Raw genomic sequence first — 17,994 nt, 5'->3', positions numbered from 1 at the left:
AAAGATCGCTTCCAAGGCGGGATTTGTTACGGCTTCACAGAAACGTGAGCTGGGGCCGGAGGTGCTTGAACTGTCGCCGGCATGGCGACGCGCCATGCGCGCTCGACCCAAGCCGGATCAACATAGTGTCCGCCGGCGTGAAGGCAGAGCTCGAGCAGAGATCCGCCGCAATCCTGAGCCCGCCGGCAGAGCAGGCCCTGCACGGGCACCCGGGCGACCGTCGCCGGCCAGGATGCAGTGCAGGTCGCCGGAGCGAAAACTGACAGGCTCCTGAAGAGGTCGCCCTGCCGAATGTCCGCGCGCAGAACGCGCCCCGCCAGCGGGATGGTGACATCGGCTATGCCATGGACGTGTGTCAGTTTCGGCCGGGGCGCGACACAGGATTCCGGCAGCGGCTCCCAAAAGCTCCCCGCGATCGGCGCAAAAGCTGCGAATCGCCGTGGCATGCGGCAAGCAAGATACCAGACGAGAGAGCCGCCCTGCGAAAAACCGCTCGCCATCACGCGCTCGGCGTCGATCGCAAACCGTGCCGCAGCATCGTCAAGCACTTGCTCGACAAAGGAGAACTCGTTGCGATTCCGCGCCGGCGAGCCCGGAAAGGACCAGGATTGGCCGATGCCGTCCGGCGCTATGAGCGCGACGCCGAGTCGTTCAGCCGCCGCCGCGAGGCCCGCATCCGCGACGACCTCCGCCGCCGAGGCTCGATAGCCATGGAAATAGACGATGGCACCGATCCGTCCGTTGTTGGGGCGTCGTGGCAGCCGGATGCGATAGCTTCCGTCGGCAACAACACAGGCGCGATCGACCCCACAGGCCCACCCAGCATCGACTCGCGCCTGCTTGGCTTCCATGGCGGCAACTGGATCGCTGGTCGAATATATCGCCAGTACCACGCCTGTCAGGAGCTTGCGCCACATCCTCTGCTCCATGAATTTGTCGTTCGCATACGCGTATCGAAAGCGCCGCTCCGATGTCCCGCCAGTCGCGAGTTTGTAAGCAAGTGCCTCCAATGCCGGTTGCATTGGCGGAGCCGGCGGGGCGGCTCCTCGGTTCTGCCATCGGAGTGGGCGTAGGGCCGGGCATAGGCGCATTTGCCCAGGGCGGTTTGGATGAAGCGCTCGGCTTTGCCGTTGATATCGGGAGTGTAAGGGCTTTGTGCGGATGTGGCGCAGGCCGAACTCGCGGCAGGCGTCACGGAAAGCGTGGGCGTTATCGCGGGAACGGTTGTCGATCTGCCCAGCGGACGGGTGTTCTTGTGGACGTTTCATCCGGTCTTCGCCCGAGGGCTCCGAGGCTTCGCAACCTCAACTTCCTCGCTCGGGACCGGATGGACAACCTGTTGAGAGCTCACAGCAAAGCGGCGCCTCCCGCTCGCCGACGCGTCAGACTGCCGGCTCAGGCGTATGTCGACCTCGCGATCGACATAATGCCATTCGGGGGACAGACGCAGGCGCGAGACCATTGTCTCGAAGGCGGCTGCATCCTCAGGCGCGTATTCGAACCAGGTGAGAAAGTCGAACGGCTCGCCCAAGTCGCGCGCATGATGGAGGCGACGCGCGACGGCGGGCAGGTATTCGAGCCCGATGGCGACGTGACGGGACTGTTCCTCGAAGATGGCCCGCCGCTCGTCCTGGGCTAGCGCCCACCACGCCTCGCTCTTGCGGATCGCAATCAGGGCCGCCCGCGTCGCGCTTGAGCGGCCCAGCCCCTCCTGGACAAGGGCAAGCCGGTCGAGCTCGACGCGATGCGCGTAGCGGGCATTGCTCGTCATACCCCGGAGAATCCAGTCGGCGCCGTCGGCCGACGGAAGCACCGGCGCCTCGACCAGGTCGAGGCGCATCGCCGCAGGCAGGGAGGCGCCCACCACCCCGGTGATCGCATCGACCCTCCAGCGGCCCGAGGCACCGGCCCTGAATGCGACATGAAGTGGAGCCGACATCGTCTCGCCCAAGGACCTGGACCGTCAGCTATCTCTCGACGCGACCGCCGGACCCGGGACAGCCCAGGCCGGGACGGGCAGGCCAAAGCGCCGGGCGATCGCGGCGATCTGCTCCCTCCGCCACCAGATCAGCACCACCGAGATGATCCAGACCGAGCAGGCCTCTTTGAACAGGACGCCACCATCATTGTAGGGATCGACGCCCAGCGGCGTCACCAGATGGAAGAAGATCGCGCCGGACATCAGCATGAAGGCGCCGACGGCACCGAGCCCTTGGAGCGCGGGTATCAGGATGAACACCGAGGCGACGATCTCGAACAGCCCCACGCCGATGCGCATGACGGCCTCGTGACCGTGAAACCCGAGCCAGTCGGTCAGGGTCGTGAAGAGGTCCTTGCTGCCCGGATTGCCGAGCAGCTTGTACTGCTCGTACCAGAGGAAGATGAAGGCGACGTAGACCGCACCGATCCAGCGGACGCCCGTCAGAAGAGGCAGACCACGGGAGCGGGTGACGATCAGCGCCAGCGCGATCAGGACGAGCGGCAGGAGGATCCCGATCAGTCCCACTTTCGCGATTGCCGGATTGCCGGTCGCCACCGCCGCGCCGATCAGGAAAACTCCAGGCAGATCGTGTTCGCTGGTGCGGGTGTCCATCGCAGCTATCCTTTTCGAAATCAGCTGAAGCCGAGGCGCAGCGGCCGTGTTGGTGTGTGACAGGCGGCCTGTCGGAACCGGGGCGTCTCTCGTTCGCCCTTTCGACATGGAGCGTGAGCCTGCCATCGCGAACTCACTGTTTATTCGCCACGATGCCGGAGAAGGTTACACGCTTGGGCGCCGCTGTTTGCTCGCGGCGACCTCCGGGCAGAGGGCTGTTTGGAGCATCGGCCCGAAAAGTGGGGCGCGGTTTTCGGAAAAGCCGATGCAAAAACAAAGAGCTGGACCATCGGACCGAATACGATACTCGGTCAGATGGTCCAGGCCGTGGCTCGCCCGTTCTTTATCGCCATGATTCAGACCGGGGGCCGGCTGGGGAGAACTCATCTCGGCGCATGGGAGCATTGTTCGGATACGTCGACCCGGTTGGAGCAATTGAAGGGGGATTTCGGCGTGGTCCAACCCCGCACTCGATCACGCTGTCCGCCATCGGTTTCTCATGCTTGCGCTATCAAATCCCGCGCGCTGGCGGCCCGGCGAGGGCCTGATGCGTCCTCGCGCCGGCGAGGATGAATCGTCTCACGCACCGAACGGCAGCGGTCCTTCCGGGAGCTGGAGCGGCGATAGCGCGGCCGAGACGACGGCCTCGAGCCGCTGCCGAGAGGGCTTTGTCTTCGCGATGACGTTGAGGCCCTGGACGACGCAGACGAGATAGGCTGCCCAATCCTCCGAGGTGTCCTGCGAGATTTCACCGAGTTGCCTCGCACGGTCGAGCGCGCCCGAAAACGCCGTTTCGAGCCGTCTGAGATGGCCGTCCGCCTTCTCCTTGATCTCGGGGTCGCTTTCCGCCAGTTCGACGATGGTGTTGGTGACCAGGCATCCCCATTTGCGCTTCCCGTTCAGGATGCCGTCGATCAACTGGGCGAAGTATCGGCGCACGGCCTCAAAGCCATGCTGGCGCTGGTCCAGCACCGCGAGACCTTCGGCGGAGCATGTCGCCATGTAGCGGTCGATGGCCTTCAGGAACAGCGCCCGCTTGCCGCCATAGGTGCCGTAGATGCTTCCCGGAAACAGATCCATCGCCTTGCCGAGCTGCTGCATCCCGACGCCTTCAAAACCGCCTTCCCAGAAAGCGTTCAGAGCGCGCTCCAGGCGCTCTTCCGGATCGAACTGCCTCGGCTGTCCCATTCCCAAATCCTTTCGGCTGCAGCCGAGCGTCTACTCCGTGTGGCCGAGCGTTGGCAGCGGGCCGCCGACATCGTGGCTTCAGTCCAGCTTGTATTTGGTAACAGCCGACTCGACCCAACGCATCCCGTGGCCGGGCCGATCCGGCACGATCGCCATGCCATTCTCGATCCGAAGCGGTTCCGCGATCAGGACATCGGCCCAGTCGACATATTCCAGCCAGTGCCGCGTCGGCGTTGCCGCGAGCAGATGGACGCTGACCTCCGGAAACAGATGGGAGGAGACCTCCCGGTCGTGGCTCGCGGCCAGTCCGGCAGCGCGCTGCCAACCGGTCACGCCGCCGATGCGGTCCAGGTCGAACATGACGTAATCGGAGGCCCCGGCCGCCAGGGCCGCCGCCATCGGCTGGACGCCCGTGAAGTTCTCGCCGATCTGCAAGGGTGTTTTCACCGCCTGGGCGATCAGGGCGGCGTGTCGGTAGTCGTCGTGCCTGAGCGGCTCCTCGATCCAGTAGATGCCTTCGCCCTCCAGGGCGGAGCAGCGCCGCATCGCCTCGGCGAAGCTGAGCGCCTGGTTGAAGTCGACCATGAGATGGATGTCATCCGGCAGCCTTTTGCGAACCGAACGCACGACGGCGAGGTCACCGTCGAGATCGGCGCGTCCCAGCCGCAGCTTCACCGCCTTGAAACCGCCCTCCAGCAGCGCTTCCGCCTCATCGGCGGCAGCCTCCGGCGTCATCAGGCCGAGTCCGTTGCTGTTATACGCCATGATCGGTTCGGTTGCGCCGCCCAGCAGCCTGGCGAGCGGCAGGCCCTGCGCGATGGCGAAAGCATCCCAAGCCGCCGTATCGACCGATGCGGCGACCATGGTCAGCGGGCCGGCGACGCCCGGCAGCTTGAAATGCCGGCTGATCCGGCGCGCGATGTCGACGGGGACCAGCGGTTGTCCGGCGAGCGCTTCGCCGAGCTCCTCCACCACGGGAACCAGCGCGCGCGCCACGGAGGGCAGATAGCAGAAGGCGTAGGCACAGCCCTTGATGCCTTCTTCGGTCAGGAGATTGACCAGCAGCAGGGACGCGTCCTTGATCGTCTGCGCGCTGGTGCCGAGCGGACGCTTCATCGGCACCGTCACCGGCGTCGCCGACAGCGAACGGATCGTCAGCCGGTCCGCCATCTCAGCGCCTCCCCAGGACGTGGGGTTCCAATGCGTCGCAGATGTCCGCGTTCACCGGCGTCGCCACGTTGAGCTCCTTGCCGAGCGAGACGACGGCTCCGCTCAGCCAGGGTAGTTCCAGCCGGTTGCCTCGTTCCAGATCGACCTGCATCGACGAGGTCATGGTCTCGGGAATGGTGTCGCAGAAACCAAGACGGTCCTCGGCAAAGCCGGCAGGCAGCGGCACGCCCTTGGCCTGTCCCACCGCCACCACCTCCTGCATCGTCCGCAGCAGGATCTCGCGCTTCTGCGGATCGTTGCGGATCGGCCCGATCGGCACGTTGTATCGGGCGGTGGTGCCCGAAAGCCCGACGAGGAAGACGAATTTTTCCCAGATCGACCGCTCGATCGAGGGGCTCAGCTCGGCGGTGATGCCGGCTTCAAGGCACGCGGCCAGGAATGTCTCCGCCCGCGCCGACGTCTCATTCCCATATTCGCCGATGACCAGCCGCTGCATCGGGCCGGCATGGTTGATGATTCCGGGACCGGCGATCGTGGCGGCGATATAGCAGACGCCGCCCATGACCGAGCCCGCTGGAACGTATCGGCGCAGAATGTCGTCCTTCTGCACCCCGTTCTGCAGGGAGATGATGGCGGCGCCATGTTCCGCAATCGGAGCGAGACTGGCGGCGACCTGCTCGGTGTCCCAGAGCTTGACGCCGACCAGGACGAGATCGACCGGGCCAAGCTCGGCGACCGTCTCCGCCAGCTTGACCTGCGGGAGATGCAGGTCTCCGAGCGGGCTCACGATCCTGAGGCCGTCATCGCGCATGGCTGCGAGATGAGCGCCTCGGGCGACGAAGGTGACATCGCTTCCTGAAGCCGCCAAGCGGCCACCGAAATAGCCCCCGACCCCTCCCGCTCCCAAAACAGCGATTCGCATGATCGGACCTCAATTCGTGGCAAGGTTGGGCTTTTCGGAGTGTGAGCCCGGTTCCCGGAAGCAGATCGCACCGCACGAGCCCCGTGACCGGACGTGATCTTGAATGATCATTCAAGATCATTAGTCGGCCGTCCCGGCGCCGTCAATCGCTTGGTTGGAACTCTTGCAAGTGGCCCGAAACCCGGTGAAGCGGCGGGCCTGGGAACCGTCGAGGGCAGACGGGTTCCGCCGCCGGCGCCGATCGAACCGGGGTGCGGACAAGAATGGGGAGCGAGTCAGGCGCGCGCCCGGACGGAGGGCGCGGCAAGCCTCAACCGGGCGAGCCTCCCGACGGTCGTCAGGATGCGTAGGCTCTCTCCAGCGCTGCGGCCGCTCGGTAGAGAGTCATCTCGTCGTTGTACCGCCCGATCAGCATTCCGCCGATCGGTCGACCGTCCGACGTTCGCCCGACCGGAACGGAAATCGCCGGGTGGCCCGTGAGACAGGTCGGCGCAGTATTGCCGATCATCTCGAAAGCCCGCGCGATGATTTCTTCCCTTGGAGACCCGAGGGCAGGAAGACGCGTCGCGGCCATCGGAGTCGTCGGCATCAGGAGAACGTCCGCCTGAGCGAGAGCGAGCTCGTAATCGGCAGTGAGGAGTCTGTTGAGATTCTGCGCCTTTCCATAGAATCGACCGCGATGGCGCGACGACATGTAGTGCCCCGTCAGCAAGCCGAGCTTCATTGTCTCCGACAACTCATCCGCCCGATCCCGCCACTGGTATTGCGCATCCAGCAGGCTCTCCAGGAAAATGCCCTTCATGTTGGTGCCGTAGGCATTGTGGCGCATCATCAGTTCGGTCGCGCCCTCCAGGAAAATCGGTGTCCAGATCGCCGCGCCGGCCCCATGCAGGGGTACGGACACAGTCAGAAGCTGGGCTCCGGCTTCGGCGAGCCGATCGCCCGCCTGCCGAACGCGATCGTCCACCTCCCGCTCGGCGCCGGCGGTACCGAATCCCTCCGGAACGATGCCGACCTTGAGACCAGCGATGCTCTGGTTCAGCGCCTGCGTGTAAGGCTGCGCCGGTGCTCCGTGCTGGCGAGGATCGACGCCGTCCGGGCCCGCGATGACTTCCAGCATCAGCGCGTTGTCGGCTACCGTCCGGGTGATCGGCCCGGCATGGTCCACTGTGAGCTCGACGGCGAAAATGCCAGTGTAGGGAACCAGCCCGTGGGTCGGTTTGAGCCCGACCACACCACAATAGGACGCGGGAATGCGAATGGAGCCGCCCTGGTCGCCGCCAGTGGCCATATCGACGATGCCAGCTGCGACGAGCGCAGTCGAGCCCGACGAGGAACCTCCGGCGTTGTATCCGGGCGCGGCCGGATTTTCGACTGCTCCATCGGCCGATGTGTGGCTGCCGCCGGACGCGCAATAGTACTCGCATGTAGACTTGCCGAGGATGACGCCCCCCGCGTCCAGCATCCGCGCTACGATTGTGGCGTCGATCTCGGGCACGTAACCCCGCAGGATCGTCGTACCGTTGCTCATCGGCACGCCGGCGACGCAGACATTGTCCTTGATCGCCAGGAGCTTGCCAGCAAGCTTCCCGTCTGGCGCGCCGGCAATGGTCGTCCTGGTCACCCAGGCATTGTAAGGGTTGTCCTCGGGAGCAGGCTTGTGCCCCGGCCCACGGGGATAAGCGACCGGCGGGAGAGGTGCCTCCATCTCCTCGACGAGATCGTAGGCATCGAACTGAGCCTGCATCAGTGCGTGGAACGAGCGGCTGTCGGATTCGCTAAGGTGCAGGCCGATTTCGAGCGCCGCGTCACGGAGCTCTGCGGGCGTTGGGCGGGGAACGGTCATGCGAACCTGCTTTCTCTCTGGAGAACCCCGCTACCTGGGCAGCGCTGCTCGTTTCCCTCTATGCGATCGGCATCGGACGGCTCCACCATGTGCCGCGGCCATGATCGTAGGTACTTCAGACTTTTGGGCAAAATAACTTTAGGCGATATGGAATATCGAATAATCCGATATTGAAGGATCTTTCTGAGATAGAATTCGATACAGACAGCCGCGGTTATGCCACGGCAACTTCTGTTCCGGCTCGCATGAGATTGTCTGTCAAAAAGCTCGCTAGCTCCTTGGTGACGCGCGCGTTGCACGGACTGCTTCCGGAATAGGCGAGTTCGATGGCGGGCAGGCGCGGAAGGTCGACATCGTGAAGGATTTGCAGCGGCGGCGTTACGAGTGGGCGAGCGAGAACCGAAATCCCCAAGCCCTCGGTGAGAGCCGACCGCAAGCAATCGAAACTGGGCCCCACGAAGCTGATATACCAGCTTCTCCGAACAGCTTCGAGCGCCGTAATCGCGAAGCTCCGGTATGCACAACCATCCGGGAACAAGATCAGTGGGATCGACTCGTTCGCCACAGGCACGAATTGTGGTCCTCCGACCCACACCATCTGCTCCGTCAGCGCGACGGTGCCCTTCCGAGCTCCGACTTCCTGCTTGAAGAACGCAAGATCGAATTCGCCGCGTCCGCTGCGTCGCAGGAGCATGTCCGATTGGCTTGCCTCGACCTCAAGCGCCACCATCGGATGTCGCTTCTTGAAGCGCGCGAGCCATGTCGTGATGCCGCGCCCGAAAAAATCGAGGCGCAACCCTATGCGGACCGAACCGCTGAGCGTGTCCTGGCGCAGCGACGAATAGGCCTCATCGTTGAGTTGAAGAATGCGCCGCGCGAACTGAGCCAGCTTGGCACCTTCTGCGGTCAGTCCCAGTACCCGGCCTTTTCGCCGGGACAGCAATTCTTCTCCAACGACGGCCTCGAGCTTGTTGATCTGTTGGCTGATCGTCGACTGCGCGCGACCGACGCTGTCGGCTGCCTGTGAGATGCTCATGGCGTCGGCGACCGCCACGAAAGACCGGAGGCAATTGATATTGAAATCCATATGCCACGCCTTTTCTGCCAAAGATCATTACAGGTATCGTCGTTATATATGTTGCTATCGACTGGGCAGCCATAACCGATGCCCGCCAAGCAGACGCCCCTCCGAAGGCGATCAGAAATCGAGATGGATTCAATCTTCGACCGACGAACCGGGATCCAATTCTAAAAAACTCCGCATGACAGGCAACGGATAACGGGTTGCCTCCTTCCTTTCGACCGCGAGACGCGATCGCATCGATCGGAGATACGCGCCGCCCTTTACGGCCGCACCTGAGTTCAGAACGAAGCGTGTCCGAGCGTGATCGGCGACGGCTTGGCCGTATTGACGTGCAGGCGCACCACGTCCGGCCGTGCGTAATGGCCGAAGGAATCGACCATCTGCTTCCAGCGGCCGATCTCGGCCATGTCGAGCTCGGCGACGATCAATTCCTCGCCGCCGCTCTCGGAACGGGCCAGCACCTTGCCGCCGGGCGCGACGATGGAGGACACGCCGCCGCCGGCCTGGAAGATGCGGCCGGCCGCCTCGCCCATCTCGTCGATAAACTCCTGAGACAGTGCGCTCGTCACCGAGACGACGAAACACTGGGCCTCGAAGGCGTATTGCCGGACCGAGGCGTCGATGATGTCGTTGGTCCATGGCAGGCCGCCGGGCCAGTTCGCCACATGGATCGCTTCGCCCTGCGCTTGGATGGCGTAGCGGAACAGCGGGTTGGAATGCTCGAAGCAGACGAGAGCGCCGAGCTTGCCGACGGCCGTGTCGAAGACGCGCAGGTCCTCGCCGCTGCCGAAGCCGTAACTCATCCGCTCGTGATGTGTCGGCATCAGTTTGCGGCGGCAGCCGAGGATCTCGCCGTCTGCGTCGATCACGAGCTGGCTGTTGTAGAGTGTGCCGCCCTCCCGTTCGGTCAGGCCCATCACCACCACCATGCCGTTGTCGCGCGCTGCCTGGCGCAGCTTCTGGGTGGTGTCGTCGCCGAGCTCGACAGACTGGTCGAATAGGCGCGGGTAATAGGTCTGCCGGGCATGGAACGGATCGATCGCGAGCGTCCAGTAGGGATAAGCGGGCAGGAACGTCTCGGGAAAGACGACCAGACTGGCGCCCGCCGCTGCGGCCTGCCCGATGATAGCGACCGATTTCTCGGTGGTCGCGCTCCGGTCGAGATAGACCGGAGCGAACTGCGCTGCCGCAACCTTCTTGCGTGTCATGGAAAATGCCGTCCCGTATCAGTTGCCGGTATTGATCTTTACCGATGCGATGTCGAAGGGCTTCGCCGAGGCATCCCCGTCGACCGCGCCGGCGATGTCGAGATTGACGAAATCCGGTACCTTGGGTACGCGCGGCAGCAGCTTCTCGCCGAAGCCCCAGTCCGCCATGCGCTGCATGCTGGCGAGGCCCGTGTCGGAGATGGCGCTGCGGACATCGGTGAAGCTCTTGGCCGTCCAGCGTGGATCGAAGGTCGAGGCGGTCTCGATCACCTCGGCCGGGATGCTCTTGGCGGGCTCCAGCGACCGGAACCACTTGTTGGTCAGTTCGTGGTTCTGGCTGGCGTAGAACAGAGCCTCTGAATGCGCCCGCAGCAGGCGCTTGAGCACGTCGCCGCCCTTGCGTTCGACGAGTTCGTTGCGGGCCAACAGCACCATGGCCGGCGTCACGCTCTGCGAGATGACCTTGGCCAGGCCGGCATGCTCGAAGAGGGTGACCCAGGGATCCCACATGAAGAAGGCGTCGATGCGCTGCGAGCGCACCGCGTCCGCCAGTTCCGGCGTGCCGATGTTGACGAAGTTGACGTCGGTGCCGACCTTGAGCCCGGCCCCGCGAACCGCCTCCTGCGCGTTGAGATAGGCGGTGATACCGAACAGGCCGTAGACCTGCTTGCCCTTGAGATCAGACAGGGATTTGATGCCGGACTTGGTCGTGGCGAGCACGGCCGAGCGGAAGCTCGACTGGTGCGCCACGACCTTGAGCGGCGCGCCGGCCGCCATCATGATGACCGCGCCGAAATCGGCAACGCTGCCGATGTCGGCCGCGCCCGAGACGAGCGCCTCGTTGATCGGCGGCCCGCCGGCGAACTGGATCATCTCGATATCGAGACCGTTGCTGGCGCCGATGCTGGTGTTCTTCAGCGTGTGCTGCGTCTGTGCCGACACCGTGACTGTGTTGGTCCAGCAATAGCGGATCTTGTCGGCGGACTGCGCCCGGACGATCGAGGGAGCGGTGATCGCGGCACCGGCCGCGCCTGCAAGCAGGCCGTTGAACGTTCGGCGTGTCAGCATGGTCATTGCTTGTCCTCTTTCTGCCATTCGGGTTTGAGGGATTCCCACAGCTCTTTCACCGTCGATGTGAACCAGGGGTCGGCACGCATCGCTGCGGTGCGTGGGAAGGAAAGGTGGGACGTGACGATCTGCCGGATGCGGCCGGGCCGCGGGCTCATCACCACCACGCGGTCGGCAAGGAACACCGCCTCGTCGATGCCGTGGGTGACGAATACGACCGTCTTGCCGGACTCGGACGAGAGCCGGGAAATCTCTTCCTGCAACAGCACGCGGGTCTGCGCGTCGAGCGCGCCGAGGGGCTCGTCCATCAGCAGGATCTCGGGATCCGGCGCCATGGCGCGTGCGATCGCCGCGCGCTGCTTCATGCCACCGGAGACCTCGTGAGGGAGTTTGTCCTCGAAGCCTGAGAGCTGGACGCGGGCGAGGAAGTCGCGGGCGATCTGCGCGCGCTCGCGCTTGCCGACGTTCTTGGCCTTCAGGCCGAACTCGACGTTCTTCTGCAGGCTCATCCAGCCGAACAGAGCGTAGTCCTGGAAGACGACGGTCCGCGAGGCATCCGGGCCGGCAATCGCGCGGCCGTTCTGGACGATCGCGCCGGAACTCGCCGTCTGGAAGCCGGCAATCAGGCTGAGCAGGGTGGACTTGCCGCAGCCGGACGGCCCCAGCAGCGCGATGAACTCACCCTTGTTGATCTTGAGATCGACATCCTTGAGGGCGGTTACCGCGCCCTGTTCGCCCGCGCCGAAAACCTTCGAAACGCGCGATATGTCGATGTGTGCGGTCGATGTCATCGTGGGCTCCTCAATCGCGTTCCGAGGGCGCCCAGGCGTTGATCCGCCGTTCGATACGTTCGACGGCGGCCGACATCACGTAGCCGACGAAGCCGATGGCGACCATGCCGGCGACCACGTTCTGGATCTGGAACAGCATGCGGGATTGCTGGATCAGGTAGCCGAGGCCGGTCTGCGCCGCGATCAGCTCGGCGGTCACGACGCACATCCAGCCGATGCCGAGTGCCAGCCGCAGATTCGGCATCATGATCGGCAACGAGGCCGGGATCAGTACGCCGCTGAACAGCAGCCAGCGCGAGGCACCAAGGCATTTGGCGGCGTTGATCTGGTTGCGGTCGATCGAGCGCACTGCAGTGTAAGCGCCGAAGAACAGCGGGAAGACGCAGCCGAGGAAGACGAGGAAATAGGCCGAGAGGTCGCCGAGGCCGAACCAGAGGATGGCGATCGGTACCCAGGCAAGTGGTGGCACCGGGCGCAGCGCCTCAACGATCGGCCTGACGATCTCGGCCATCACCTGCGACGAGCCGCAGACGAATCCGAGCGTCAGCCCGACGACGCAAGCCATCAGGTAGCCGACGCAGACACGCTTGAGGCTGGCCGCCAGGTTCACCCACAAGCTGCCGTCGTTCGACATCTCCCAGAGCGCCGCGACGACGTCGACCGGCGAAGGCAACAGGAAGGCGTTGATGATGCCGGCCGAAGCGAGCCCCTGCCACAGGCCGAAGAACAGCCCGAGACCGATGAGATTCAGCGCTAGCATTCTGCGCGACGCGCTCCGCATCCGGCTAGGCGCCGGTGCGGACAGGGTGGCCGGCGAACTGACCGCCTGAGCTGTCATTGTCCTGATCCTCGATATAGGGAACGGGCTCGCTCACGGCCCAGATGGTCGTGAACATTGCGAGCAGCAGGGACGAGAACTCGGCGCTCTCGATGATCAGCCCGTAGCTCTCGTTCTTCGATGAGACGATCGCGACGCGGGTGTCGTAGATCAGCATCGTCATGCCGAGTACGGTCTCGCCCGGAGCGAAGCGCAGTTCGCGGCGCTCGGCGCGACTGCAGGCCCAGATGTCGCGCCGGTCGTGCTGGCGCGAGCGAATAACCTTCATGTCGATGCCGCGCGCGAGCCGCTCGGCCTGGAATTCAGCCATTCGCGCAAGGCCGGGAACTTCGATGATCTCGGCCATGGCAAAGGTGCAGTACATGACGCCGGAGGTGGCGGTGAGCGAGTCCCACAGCGCCTTCTCGACACCCTCCAGCCCCTCGTAGAAACGAATGCCGGGCTTCCCCTTGGCCGCGTTGTAGAGCGAACGCAGCTGCGGCAGCAGCGCGCCCAGCATCTCACGGCGCGCCTCGACCTGTTCGAGAAGGATCGCGGGGTCGTAGGCGACGACGCGGCGCCGGCCGGGCTTGCCCCAGTCCGCGATCAGCCCCTCCTGCTCGAGGCGGACGAGTGCGTCATAGACCGTGGCCTTGGGCAGGCCCGCGCGCTCGATGACCGCAGCGACGGGAACGTCCCCGAGCTCTATCGCCGCGCGATAGACTTTGTAGAGGTTGCCCACAATGCCGAGGCGCGCCAAGGCCTTTTCGATGTCCACCGTAAGCCCTCTATCTCGCCCGCTTCCATAGGTCGGAATATTCCGACTAGGAATTTTATTCAGGCGCTAGATCAGGAATCAATGCAGAATTTTGTGCATTTATTGCTCAATTATGAAGCATAATCTGCCAGGTATGCCTAATTTTCTGAAGTCGATATAATCCGACTAACGACCAGCCGGCGGATTTGAGCACAGCATTGGAAGCCCCGCTGTTGCGCAGCAGAACCATCGGCTCCGGGGTTTGAGATCGTCACGCGCAACAGCCCGCCGGGACTCGGCGACAAGGCGGCTCAGCCGTGCGGCTTGCTGCGGCCGAACGGCATCGTCGCGTCCTTACCGGCGAGCGATGCGCCGATCATGGCATCGCGCGTGACCAGTTTCGCCAGCGCCGCTTCATCGAGCGTCCCGCTGTCTGCCGGCGCCATCGGGAGCACGAGATAGCGCATGTCGGCATTGCTGTCGTGCACCCGCAGTTCGACCTCGGGCGGGATGACAAGCCCGAGTTCCGCGAGGACCCGGCGCGGCTCCCGCACGGCTCGCGCCCGGTAGGATTTGGAGATGTACCACCAGGGCGGCTGGCCCAGCAGCGAGCGCGGATAGCAAGAGCACAATGTGCAGACGACGAGATTGTGCAGGGTCGGACTATTCTCCACGACGACGAGTTGCGCCTCCTTTATCCTGAAGCCCATCTCGGCCGCCGCGCCGGATCCATCGGCCAGCAACCTGGCGCGATAGGCGTCGTCGCGCCAGGCCCGCGCCACGATCATCGCGCCCCATTCGGGCCGAGGCGCCTCCAGCGATGCGATCACCGCATCGATGTCGCTCTGGATCAGAAGGCCGCGCTCGATCAGAAGCTGACGCGTCGCCTCGGTCATGAGCGCATAGTAGTCGGCGCCGGCATGGCCCTCGATCACCGTCGCGTCATCGTCCGGATGGCTGACGAAGCGGCCCTTGCGATCGTTCACGGCTCGTCTCCTGCCGGCTCGAGCCAGTGATCGTAGACCTCGATGTCGAGGGTATCGCGCTTCTCGCCGTCATAGTCCGGCCAGAGATCGGTCTGGCGGAGCCTGACGCGATAGAGATCCACCTTCGGTCGGTCGTGACGTGCATAGGCCAGATCCTCGGGATTGGCATAGGCGCCGCAGTAACGTTCGATCTCGCCCTCCTTGTAGCGGACATACCATGGAATCCGGACGTGCCCGGTCTTGCCGAGGTCGACGATATAGACGCGGGCACCAGCGGAGAAACGCGGCATGGCCATGGCTCACCGGACGGTGCGGGTCGCGAAATCGACGGATTGGCCGCGTCCGGCCGCGATCTCACGCATGCGCGCGACGATTTCGTCCCGACGCAGGACCCCCTTTTCGTCGAGCAGAACGGTCAGCGCCTCGGCACGACGTTCATAGAAGCCGAGAGAGGAGTACAACTCCGCACCGAAGGATTCGAAGCCGCGCCGCAGCTCGTCGAGCGAGACCAGACGTGACTTCAGCTCCAGCGCCACGCGCATCGCCTCGCCGGTCTTCTGCCATGGCTGGAATGGATGGGTCGTCTTTTCGACCGGCCCTGCCGGACGACCGCCGACATCATGATAGCCACGCAGCAAACCGCTCACCATCACCTCCTGCTTGCCGAATACGATCATCGTTCACGACTGGCGCCTGCCCAAGAGCGCTGGGCCAGAATCTGCGGTGCGTCGACGGGCCAGATCACGGGCAATCCGTGATGCTCCGCGGCGGACAGGCACAATCGCTGCCCGATGATGGCCGCCGCGAGCCGCATAGGCCAGCCCTCTTCCGCCTCGATAGCGATATCGGGCATGTAGCCGCCGCCGATCACGATGCAACCGAGCCCGAGTCGACGCAGCCCCGGCAAGAGCTGCGCGGCGCGCGCCGCCGCCGGCGGGTCGAGCGCCAGCAACAAGGCGACATCGCCGGTCCGGAAGGACAGGTGCTGGCCATGCGCCACATCCTCGAGTTCGGCTGCGATGGCGGCACAGCCAAAGGCCTCTTGGAATTTCGCGACGATATAGCGCGCTGTGGCGAGACCAGGCCCGGCGCCCAGCACATAGAGGCATGCCGTCGGCGACCAGAGCCGTGCGGCGGCGTCGATCTGCGCCTCCGGCAAGGCGAGCGTCCGCTCGACGATCGCGGGCAGGCGCTGGACGCCGGGACCGGTTCCAAGCGCTTCCCCGGTCAATGCCAGCAGAGCCGCCACCGTCATGGTGAAGTCGAGGGTGTGCGGCGTGAGCCGGCTGATCGGCTCGTAGGGCAGCGCCACGACGTGCCCGGCCTCGCGGGCGAGCGGCGACGCCGGCGCGGCGGTGATGGCGCAGCACCGAGCGCCGGCGCGTCGTGCAGATGCGGCAGCGGCGACCGTTTCGGCGGTGCTCCCCGAGATCGAGGCGGCCACGACGAGATCCTCGGCGGCGAGCCGGAGATAGGACGCAACCTCCAGGGCCGAGGCCACCAGCACGTGATGGCGTGTCTTGCCGGAGGTTGCCGCGACGATCCCGGGTGCCGTCAGGGAATCTCCGCAACCGCAGAATATGATCCGCGTCGGCGAAGACGGCCACGGAATGGCGGCGGCGGCCTTCCGCAACTCCGGGATTACGGCGCGCAAGATCGCGGGCTGGGCGGCGATCTCGGCGCGCATGATCGCATGAGACGCGTTCACGGAAAGCTCGTCAGCATTGCGGGCCGCATCGGGCCACGCTCGGTGAGATGAAGCGAGATCAGTCCGGGCGGAACATGTTCGAGTTCGGCCTGACGGCAATCGATCGCCCAGTCCGCATCGAGACCGGCGAGAAGCGTGGCGCTGAAATCGCGTGGCTCGGGCAGGCGTTTGCCCGGCGTGCGGTCACGTTTGATCAGTTCCGCACAGCCGAGTACCGGCACGCCATGCGCCTGCGCCAGCCGGGCCGCGCCTCGGCTGCCCAGCGTGTTCACGAGACCGCCATCCGGGCTGAGGCTTTCGGCCCCGAGGAGCAGAGCGTCGACGCCCACCAACTCGCCATCGAGCGCCGCGTCGAAGACGAAGCGCGTCGGCAGCGCGAGCGGCGCCAGCCGTTCGAGATAGCGCCGCCCGCCGGCAATCGCGCGGCTCTCGGGGATGATCAGGGCGGGTCGCCGACCGCTGGCGGCGAGGCCCGCGACGACATCGGCGACAGTGCCCGAATAGTCGAACAGCACCAGCACGCGAGCGTGCCGCAGATGAGACACCGCTGCGTCGACGAGAGCGGTCCGGAGGGACGCGATCATCGTCGTCCAGCCTGCTGCACGGGCCGCAAGCGCCGGTTGCGACGTCTCGCCGGGCTCGAGGAGCCAGTTCATCGCAAAATCCACGATCGGCGCCTCTGCGCCGCGGGTTGACGCGATGAAGTCGACGATCATGGCACGTCTCGCGCTCGAGCCGCCTGCGCCATGGACGAGCACAGCCTGGGCGAGCTGCGCATGTCGACTTGCACCGAGCTCCTCCCCGTCGACGATGCGCGCCAGGTGATCGAGCTCGGTCGCGTCGAGACGGGGCTCGTCCGCTTCCACCAGCCTGCGATCGAGTACGAAACGCCGAACGCCGGTCATGGCAGCGCGCCCGGGGGCACGGACGCGCAGGTCGCCGACTGAGACACGCCTTCAACGCGGAAGCCGGTCTGAGCGCCGATTCCGCAGGTAGAGTACGCAGCGATACGATTGGCCGTAGCCAGCGAGCTTTCCGGATCGGCCTTGTCGACGAGCCACGACGTTAGGAAGGCGCCGGCAAAGGCATCACCGGCGCCGGTCGTGTCGCGGACATCGACCCGATGACCGGAACTGTCGACCGCAATACCGGGGGCCTCGAAACGAGCGCCGTCCGCTCCGAGGGTCGTAACGAGCGCACCACCGAAGTCCCGAAGCGCGCCGTTCCGCTCGACCGCGCGGCGCGTGCGCTGATTCAGGAAGACCAGGTCGACGCCGGCCAGCAGCGATCTCAGATCGTCCGGATCGCGCGGCAGATCGGTCTCCTCGATGTCGATCGAGATCGAGAACCCCAGGCGGCGCGACAGCGCGACGACATGGGCGGCCACCTCGGCATCGGTGCAGGTCAAGTGCGCATGGTCGCAACCGGCGAGGTTGGCATCGTCGATGTCGTGCACGTTCGGAACGACCAGCTTGCTGGGCAGCCGGACCAAGGCACGGTCGCCCGCCGGCCCGATGAAGACGAGACACTGGAAGGTGCGCTCGCCATCGACGACCACGACGCCGCCGACATCAATCCCCTCGTTTCGAAGATGGAGGAGGAGCTCCCGCCCCTCCTCGTCGGCGCCGACGCGCCCGATCAACCTGCTCTCGCCGCCGAGCCGCCGCACGGTGAAGGCAACGTTGGCGGCCATGCCGCCAGGGCGCCTGACCAAACTGCGTGCGGGCAATTTGTCGTCCTGCGAAGGAAGGCGATCGACCTGCATCAGCCAGTCGATGTCGATGTCGCCTATGCAGGCGATCACCGGCGCTCCGGCCGGGCGGCTGAACGACGGAGGCGTCATGGCGCCGCCCGAC

18 protein-coding genes and 2 pseudogenes are annotated in these 17,994 nt (G+C 65.0%); all 20 read right to left on the bottom strand.

Annotation, left to right across the window (positions count from 1 at the left end; translation table 11 throughout):
• Nucleotides 1-26 precede the first annotated feature (26 nt).
• Entirely contained in the window at nucleotides 27-917 is an 891-nt protein-coding gene (locus BMZ69_RS27260) for a CE1 family esterase (RefSeq protein WP_175506999.1), read from the bottom strand.
• Nucleotides 918-1,069: 152 nt separating this feature from the next.
• Nucleotides 1,070-1,175, bottom strand: a pseudogene (locus BMZ69_RS31330) (IS481 family transposase); the annotation flags it as partial.
• Between the two features lie 215 nt (nucleotides 1,176-1,390).
• Nucleotides 1,391-1,939: pseudogene (locus tag BMZ69_RS27255) on the bottom strand (chlorite dismutase family protein); the annotation flags it as partial.
• Between the two features lie 24 nt (nucleotides 1,940-1,963).
• Nucleotides 1,964-2,593: a hypothetical protein gene (locus tag BMZ69_RS27250; RefSeq protein WP_092162872.1), complete on the bottom strand. Its 630-nt coding sequence runs from the start codon at nucleotides 2,591-2,593 to the stop codon at nucleotides 1,964-1,966.
• 579 nt (nucleotides 2,594-3,172) lie between these two features.
• Nucleotides 3,173-3,781, bottom strand: coding sequence for a TetR/AcrR family transcriptional regulator (locus BMZ69_RS27245; protein ID WP_092162871.1), 609 nt, complete (start codon nucleotides 3,779-3,781; stop codon nucleotides 3,173-3,175).
• Nucleotides 3,782-3,859: 78 nt separating this feature from the next.
• Nucleotides 3,860-4,951 carry an enolase C-terminal domain-like protein gene (locus tag BMZ69_RS27240; protein ID WP_092162870.1) on the bottom strand — a complete coding sequence of 364 codons (1,092 nt, stop codon included), beginning with the start codon at nucleotides 4,949-4,951 and terminating at the stop codon, nucleotides 3,860-3,862.
• 1 nt (nucleotide 4,952) lies between these two features.
• Nucleotides 4,953-5,873 carry a ketopantoate reductase family protein gene (locus tag BMZ69_RS27235; protein ID WP_092162863.1) on the bottom strand — a complete coding sequence of 307 codons (921 nt, stop codon included), beginning with the start codon at nucleotides 5,871-5,873 and terminating at the stop codon, nucleotides 4,953-4,955.
• A 337-nt stretch (nucleotides 5,874-6,210) separates the two neighbouring features.
• Nucleotides 6,211-7,719: an amidase gene (locus tag BMZ69_RS27230; RefSeq protein ID WP_092162861.1), complete on the bottom strand. Its 1,509-nt coding sequence runs from the start codon at nucleotides 7,717-7,719 to the stop codon at nucleotides 6,211-6,213.
• A gap of 214 nt (nucleotides 7,720-7,933) precedes the next feature.
• On the bottom strand, nucleotides 7,934-8,806 hold the full coding sequence (locus BMZ69_RS27225) for a LysR substrate-binding domain-containing protein (RefSeq protein WP_092162850.1): 873 nt from the start codon (nucleotides 8,804-8,806) through the stop codon (nucleotides 7,934-7,936).
• 275 nt (nucleotides 8,807-9,081) lie between these two features.
• Nucleotides 9,082-10,011 carry a carbon-nitrogen hydrolase family protein gene (locus BMZ69_RS27220; RefSeq protein WP_092162848.1) on the bottom strand — a complete coding sequence of 310 codons (930 nt, stop codon included), beginning with the start codon at nucleotides 10,009-10,011 and terminating at the stop codon, nucleotides 9,082-9,084.
• An 18-nt stretch (nucleotides 10,012-10,029) separates the two neighbouring features.
• Entirely contained in the window at nucleotides 10,030-11,085 is a 1,056-nt protein-coding gene (locus tag BMZ69_RS27215) for an ABC transporter substrate-binding protein (RefSeq protein WP_092162846.1), read from the bottom strand.
• Nucleotides 11,082-11,870 carry an ABC transporter ATP-binding protein gene (locus tag BMZ69_RS27210; protein ID WP_092162844.1) on the bottom strand — a complete coding sequence of 263 codons (789 nt, stop codon included), beginning with the start codon at nucleotides 11,868-11,870 and terminating at the stop codon, nucleotides 11,082-11,084. The genes BMZ69_RS27215 and BMZ69_RS27210 overlap by 4 nt, the downstream gene beginning before the upstream one ends.
• A 10-nt stretch (nucleotides 11,871-11,880) precedes the next feature.
• Nucleotides 11,881-12,630, bottom strand: a complete 750-nt coding sequence (locus BMZ69_RS27205) for an ABC transporter permease (protein ID WP_244543566.1) — start codon at nucleotides 12,628-12,630, stop codon at nucleotides 11,881-11,883.
• A 25-nt stretch (nucleotides 12,631-12,655) separates the two neighbouring features.
• A complete protein-coding gene (locus tag BMZ69_RS27200; RefSeq protein ID WP_210188103.1) occupies nucleotides 12,656-13,465 on the bottom strand; it encodes a TrmB family transcriptional regulator in 810 nt (269 codons plus the stop codon).
• Between the two features lie 290 nt (nucleotides 13,466-13,755).
• Nucleotides 13,756-14,430, bottom strand: a complete 675-nt coding sequence (locus BMZ69_RS27195; RefSeq protein ID WP_244543565.1) for a nitrile hydratase subunit alpha — start codon at nucleotides 14,428-14,430, stop codon at nucleotides 13,756-13,758.
• Entirely contained in the window at nucleotides 14,427-14,720 is a 294-nt protein-coding gene (locus BMZ69_RS32505; RefSeq protein WP_092162840.1) for an SH3-like domain-containing protein, read from the bottom strand. The genes BMZ69_RS27195 and BMZ69_RS32505 overlap by 4 nt, the downstream gene beginning before the upstream one ends.
• A 9-nt stretch (nucleotides 14,721-14,729) precedes the next feature.
• On the bottom strand, nucleotides 14,730-15,107 hold the full coding sequence (locus tag BMZ69_RS32500) for a nitrile hydratase (protein WP_348272503.1): 378 nt from the start codon (nucleotides 15,105-15,107) through the stop codon (nucleotides 14,730-14,732).
• Nucleotides 15,104-16,117, bottom strand: coding sequence for an SIS domain-containing protein (locus tag BMZ69_RS27180; protein ID WP_139219238.1), 1,014 nt, complete (start codon nucleotides 16,115-16,117; stop codon nucleotides 15,104-15,106). The genes BMZ69_RS32500 and BMZ69_RS27180 overlap by 4 nt, the downstream gene beginning before the upstream one ends.
• Nucleotides 16,118-16,134: 17 nt before the next feature.
• Complete coding sequence (locus tag BMZ69_RS27175) at nucleotides 16,135-17,043, bottom strand: IF-2B domain-containing protein (RefSeq protein ID WP_092162836.1); 909 nt, start codon at nucleotides 17,041-17,043, stop codon at nucleotides 16,135-16,137.
• The gene (locus BMZ69_RS27170) at nucleotides 17,040-17,981 is read right to left on the bottom strand and encodes a carbohydrate kinase family protein (RefSeq protein ID WP_092162826.1); all 942 of its coding nucleotides are present in this window, start codon (nucleotides 17,979-17,981) and stop codon (nucleotides 17,040-17,042) included. Before BMZ69_RS27170 ends, BMZ69_RS27175 begins: the two co-directional genes overlap by 4 nt.
• Nucleotides 17,982-17,994: the final 13 nt, after the last annotated feature.

This window comes from Allobosea sp. CRIB-10, from assembly GCF_900112185.1.
Classification (GTDB): domain Bacteria; phylum Pseudomonadota; class Alphaproteobacteria; order Rhizobiales; family Beijerinckiaceae; genus Allobosea.
Note: the sequence above shows the minus strand (reverse complement) of the source record. Positions and strands in the feature narration are given on the sequence as shown.